Below are 6,039 nucleotides of genomic sequence, written 5' to 3'. Positions count from 1 at the left end.
GGCCCGCCCCCGCCTCCCCGAGGCGCCGGTCGAGGACCGGGTCCCCGAGTTCCCCGAGGAGCCCGACGGCATTCAGCGCGTCGAGCAGGAGACCGTCGGGGGCGTCGGGCGCCCCCATCCGGAGGTTCTCCCCGATCGAGCCGGCGAACAGCAGGGGATTCTGAGCGGCCAGGCTCACCCAACGGCGGCCGGGGACGCCCAGTAGGTCGGCGGTGGGCACGGCACCGAGCATGACCTCACCGACAGGTGGTCTCCTCACCCCGGCGATCACCTCCAACAGGGTCGTCTTGCCCGATCCGGACTCCCCCACGAGGGCGACCGTCGTACCCTCCGGGACCCGAAACGAGACGCGTCGGAGCGTGCTCTCGCGCCCCCGGTGACCGAAGTCGAGGCCGTCGACGGCCAGGGTGCGATCCCTCGGCTCCCGGCCGGTCACCGTCGTCGGCTCACGCGGGGCCAGGTCGAGCTGCTCCTCGACCGCTCGGGCGCTCGCCGCCGCGAGGGGAAGAGAGTGCATCCGGTAGAAGAGTGTGACGAGCGGAACCGTGTAGGCCGGGGCCAGGACCACGAACAGCAGGAACGTGTCCACCTTGAGCCTCCCGGCAGCGAGCAACCAGGCCCCGAGCACCGCGACGACCGCCGGGGTGGCGGTGACCAGAGGCGAGAACCAGGCGCCCCAGCGGAGGAACGCCGCTCCCCACGCGGACTGGAGGCGCGCGGTGCGTTGGATCGCGGACACCGCCGTCGACCCCGACGTCCGCGCGCCGAAGACCCTGATCTCCGCGAGGGCGGTGAGCTGGTCCATCATCGCCCGACCCATCGCCGCGTTGGCCTCGACGAACTCGCCCATCCGGTGGGCGTTGGACCGCATCGCCCGCCGCATCGTCCAGAAGGCCAGCGGGGCCACCGCCGCGCACGCCAGGGCCAACCGCCAGTCCTCACCCAGGAGCCACACCGTCATGGCGAGCCACACCGTCACACTGGCCGCGAACTCCGGGACGCCGTGGGCCAGGATCCCCTCGAGACGCTCGACCTCCTCCCCCGCGGCAGAACGGGCGGAGGCGGTGTGACGGTCCGACAGGTCGGACAACTCCGCCACGGACCACGCTTCTCCGAGGGCGATGCGGATCCGCGCGATCACCTCGAAGGCGGCACGGTGCGCCAGCGCGGTCGCGGCACCGAAGGTGAGATAGGTGACGACGACCCCCGCAGCGGCGAGAGCGACCGCCTGGGGCACCGCCATCCCCCCGTGGCCCACCACCACGTGCACGAGCAGACGGTAGACGGCGTAGGGCACCGCGAGCTCAGCGAAGGCGGACACCACGGCGAGCGACACCGCGGCCGCGAGCAGGCGGCGGGACCCGCCGAGGTGGGGGCGCACCAGCCGTGGCACGGCCCGATAGTCGAATCCCGAGGCGCTCACTGCGGCTCTCCTCTCCGATGGCCGGTCGGGGCGAGCGGGCGGGAGGTGAGGATCAAACGGTCCGGCGACTCCCGGCTCATATGCACTCCGGCGCCACCCGCCGGGGTCCACTCCGAGGCCTCCAGCGCCGAGGGACCGAAGGGGCACACCAGGCCGTCCGGTACGTCCACCACCCCGCCCGCCTTCAGGACCGCGCGGGCTCCGGTCTCCCGACGACGTTCGTCGTCGCCCAGGTCCTCCCACCGGTGGGTGGCGCGAGGTCCTGCGTCGGTGCCACCGGCCACCCGACCGACGGTGGCACGAGCGCCGCCTCCGGGTCCGGCGGAGCCCTCGGGCCGGAGCAGGACGTCCACGCGGTACCGGGCGAGATCACTGTCCTGCAGGCAGCGCGCCAGCACGGTGGTCTCCACCCCGAGGGATCGCCCCGGCTCCCAGGGGTCGAGCGCGAGTTCGCGGTCCCGTCGAGCGAGGTCCGCGACCAGTGCGTCGAGCCGGCCCGGTCCCGCCCACGGCTCCGATCTCAGCGCGCGCTCGCGCAACCGCCGCGCGTCACGGCGGGCGTCGCGCAGATCTCCGAGGAACAGCACCCCACCGGGAGCCAGCAGGTCGAGCAGGCCGGTGAGCACCACTTCGAGGTAGTCCATGTCGGGGAAGTAGTGGACGACACTGTTGAGGAGGATGAGGTCCGGCCGGTCCCCGGGTAGCACCTGCGGGCTCAGCTCGTGCGCAGCCCGCCGATCGAAGGTGAGACCGGGGGGCCGCCCCGGATCGTCGAGGAGGTCGCGGACGCCGGCGAGGGTGAGGTCCACGGCGTGATACGACCTCACCTCCGATGCCAGGGCCCGGGCGATCATCCCGGTGCCTGTTCCCACGTCGAGTACGCGCACCGGACGCAGGCCCCGCAGCCGGTCGACCGTGGCGTCCCGCCACTCCCACATGATCTCGGCGGGCAGAGGTCGACCGGACAGCGCGTCGACCCACCCCTCGAGACCGTCGGCCGCGGTGCCGCGGGCGTGACCGTCGGTGTAGACCTCCTCGTACACCGCCGACCACGCGTCCACCCGGTCGACCTGGGCGCTCGTCACCGTCCCGCTCACCGCTCGGCCCCGGCCGCGTCGGTGAGGAACTCCCGGATCGCCGACCCGATCCGCGCCACGGCGGGGCTCCTGAGCACCGAGTAGTGATGGGCGTCCACGCCGAGGATCGTGGCGCCGGATCCGAGGGCGGCCCCCCACCCCAGATCCTCCGACCCCGCCGCGTCGTCCACGCCCATACCGACGCCGGAGTTCACCGGTGAGGTCTCGTCGGCGCGCAGCAGCAGGACGGGCACCCCGGTGCCCTCGAGTGACCGGGCCTGATGCTCCGCGAGCCCTGCCAGGTGGGAGGTGAACATCTCCAGCCGCCGGCGGGCATCCGTCGCGGCCAGTCCATTGGCCCGCAACTGCTCGGCGAGCACGTCCCCTCGGGCGCCGGGATCCGCGGCCGCGGCCATACCTCGTCGGATCGACGTCTCGGCGGACCCGACCGACGACTCCGTCGGGGAACCGTCTCCGGCGAAAGCCTGGACGGATCGCAGGTAGCGCAGGGCCACCTCGGCGTCGACCTCACCCGGAGCGAGGCCTGCGATCCGCCGGATACGGTCCGGGGTCGTCGAGTCGATCATGATCACCCCTCCCACGCGGACGCCCCGGCCCTGCAGCTCCACGGCCACGTCGTGCGCGACGGTGCCCCCCATCGACCAGCCGCCGATCACCAACGGATGGTCCTCGCCGCGGTGGGCCAGCTCGAGCAGGTCGGCGTAGGCGCACACGACGAGCGAGAGATCGTCCGGCATCGGGGTGTCGAAGTACCGGGGGTCGGGAAGCGCCAGCACTCGGTGGTCCGGGAGTTCGGCGACCAGGTCGGAGTAGCACAGGATGTCGCCGCCCGACGGGTGGAGCAGGTAGACGGGCCCACCTCCGGACCCGGACATCGGCACGAGGTGGGTCTCCGGATCGAGCGTGCTGACCCGGGTCGGCGCAGCGTGGTGGGCCGGCGTCTCCGGCCCGCGGGTGAGCTTCGCCGAATCGGCCTCGCGACGCTCGTCCACCAGGGCCGCGAGGCGCTCGACGGTGGGCTCGACCACGGCCTCCGCCGGGGCCACCACCAGCCCGGTGCGGCGGCGCAGATCCACGAGGACCCGCACCAGTCCGAGCGAGTCCCCGCCCGCGGAGAAGAAGTCGGTCGAGTCCCCGGGGGTGCTCCCCAGCTGAGACGTCACCGCCTCGCGGACATGGGCGAGGGTGGCCTCCCCGGCGGGCCGCAGGGGCCTCGGCCCGGTGCTGTCCGTGATGCCACTCGGCGAGGAGCCGTCCTGATCTTCCCGTTCCGGCCGCGGCCACTCGGTGGGTTCGAGGGCCCGGCCCGCCAGCACGTCGTCGATGAAGGCCCGCACCCGGTCGATCAGTCGCCGGTGGTCGTCGGGATCGATGACCCCCTCGGGGCAGTCGACGTTGCACACGATCTGGTCGTGTTCCGACGCCACCTGCAGGTCCACGAGGACCTGGGGAGTGCGCACCCGCTCCCACACGTCGGTCGGGTCGATGCGCCTGGTCACCGAGTGCGCCGTGGGGTCGCTGAAGCCCAGTGTCGAGGTGAACACGACCGGAGAGACCAGTCCGCGGGTGCCCCGGTGCCGCGACAACTCCCGCGCGACGTCGACTCCGTCGATCGCCGAGTCGTCGAGCGAGCGACCGACCGCGTCCCCGAAGCCGCCGGCGTGGACCGCGGGGTCGGACGACTCGGGGACCGCGACGTCCACCAGCACCGTCGAGGAGAACGCGCCCAGGACCCGGTCGATGTCGCCGGAGATCGGCGGGCGGTTGAAGTACAGGACGGTGAGCAGGAATCGCTTCTGGTCGCACCATTCGCCGAGCGCGCGGGAGTACGCCGCTCCGAACACCGCCGCGGGGGTGACCCGGGCGCTGCGGCACCGCTCGGTGAACGCCGCGGCGGTGTCGGCGTCGAGCCGAAAGGCTCGGCGTTCCATCCGCCGCACCCGATCCGGCACTGACCGCACGGGCACGCGCGGGGCCTGCGGGAGCTCGGGCAGCCGGCGCCGCCAGTTCTCCAGTGCTCGACGTGCGGCCGGCCGCGTCGCGCCCGCCTCGAGGGTCGCCACGTGGTCGGCGAAGCTCACCTCGGGCGCCCGGAAGTGGGCGTTGGGCTCATCGTGAAAGGTGAGCAGCTGGTCGAAGAACAGGTAGAAGGACCACCCGTCCACAAACACGAGCGCGGCCACCACATGGACGCGGGCACCGCCTCCGGGCAGCAGGTGCGCCCGGATTCGGAAGGTCGGCCACTGCTCGGGGTCGGGCCCGTCGACCTCCCAGGCCGATCGGGTGTCGGCGATCGCTCGGGCGACCTCGTCGTCCGGGCTCCCGGTGAGGTCCACGATCTCGACCGGATCGACACCGAGCCGGGGGTCGTCGGGATCGAGGACGCGCTGGTAGCCGTCCTCGGTGACCACCGCGCGGAGCATCGGCTGGTGCTCGACGAGCCGTCGAGCGGCCGCGCGGAGCCTTTCCGGGTCGCACAGCGGGTCGAAGAAGTCGACGACGAAGTGCGCTGCGTCGTTGGAGAGCTGCCAGCCACCCTGGGCACCGACCCAGTAGGCCTGCTGCAGCGGGGTCAGGGGGAACGGCCGCCCCGGCTCCGCCCGGACGAGTGGCGTGGGTTCGGCATCGCCGATGCGCCACCCTGCTGCTGTCGCCTCGCGGGCGATCTCCTCGGGGCTCACCCCGTTGAGGACGTCGGCGACGGGGACCGTGACACCGACGGCTCGGAGGCCGGCCACCGTTCGCACGGCGGTGAGCGAGTCGCCCCCCAGCGCCAGGAAGTCCGCATCCGCGCTGACCTCGGCCGGGTCCAGGTCCAGCACCTCGGCCCAGGCCCCCCGGACCAGGTCGAGTGGCGTCGCCGCCGGATCGGCCGCCCGGCCCGATGGGTCCGCCTGGCCTGACGGGTCTGCCTGGCCCGACGGGTCTGCCTGGTCTGCCGGGTCCGCGCCGGTGTCCCCCACGAGGGTGCGCACCGCGTCCCCGTACACCGCGACGGCCCGCGCGAGTCGGTCGGCGTCGACCGCCGAGGCGAGGTAGTCCCACTGGGCGATGATGCTCCCACCCCAGCGGTAGGCCTGGTGGTCCAAGACCACCTGGGGTGTCTGGCTGACCCCGCCGATGAGCTCGCCGCTCCAGTCGTCGTCGAAGCCCGACTCGTCCTCACCGCCGAGGGTGCTGGTGAACACGACCGGTATCGAGAACCGCCGACCCTCCTGGGCACTACGCATGGCCAGGACATCGATCCCCGAGACGCTCGACCGGTCGAGCGTCTCGAACAGAGACTCGGCCACCGAGTGAAGAGAAGCGTGAGGATCAGCAGAGGTGTGCAGTGCCACCGGGGAGAGCTCGGTGAACTCCCCGATCACCCCGGCCATCTCCGGCGGACGCCCGAAGGTCGTGAGCATGACGGAGAAGTCCGATCGGCCGGACATCTCGCGGAGCATGTGGGCATACGCGGTGGGCAGCATCGCGGCCGGCGTGGTCCGCCGGCGGGCGCTCGTGCGGACCACCGCCTCG

General features: G+C 72.9%; 3 protein-coding genes. All 3 read right to left on the bottom strand.

Annotated elements, in window-relative coordinates; all coding sequences use genetic code 11:
- A partial coding sequence (locus IY392_RS09815; protein ID WP_194861099.1) for an ABC transporter ATP-binding protein occupies window positions 1–1,423 on the bottom strand: 1,423 nt, incomplete at its 3' end.
- A complete protein-coding gene (locus IY392_RS09810) occupies window positions 1,420–2,508 on the bottom strand; it encodes a bifunctional 2-polyprenyl-6-hydroxyphenol methylase/3-demethylubiquinol 3-O-methyltransferase UbiG (RefSeq protein WP_194861098.1) in 1,089 nt (362 codons plus the stop codon). The genes IY392_RS09810 and IY392_RS09815, both read right to left, overlap by 4 nt.
- Window positions 2,509–2,516: 8 nt before the next feature.
- Window positions 2,517–5,927: a phosphopantetheine-binding protein gene (locus IY392_RS09805; RefSeq protein ID WP_304511145.1), complete on the bottom strand. Its 3,411-nt coding sequence runs from the start codon at window positions 5,925–5,927 to the stop codon at window positions 2,517–2,519.
- Window positions 5,928–6,039 lie beyond the last annotated feature (112 nt).

It is taken from the genome of Dietzia sp. SYD-A1, from assembly GCF_015356725.1.
In the GTDB taxonomy this organism is placed as follows: domain Bacteria; phylum Actinomycetota; class Actinomycetes; order Mycobacteriales; family Mycobacteriaceae; genus Dietzia.
This window is presented reverse-complemented; position numbering and strand designations above follow the sequence as displayed.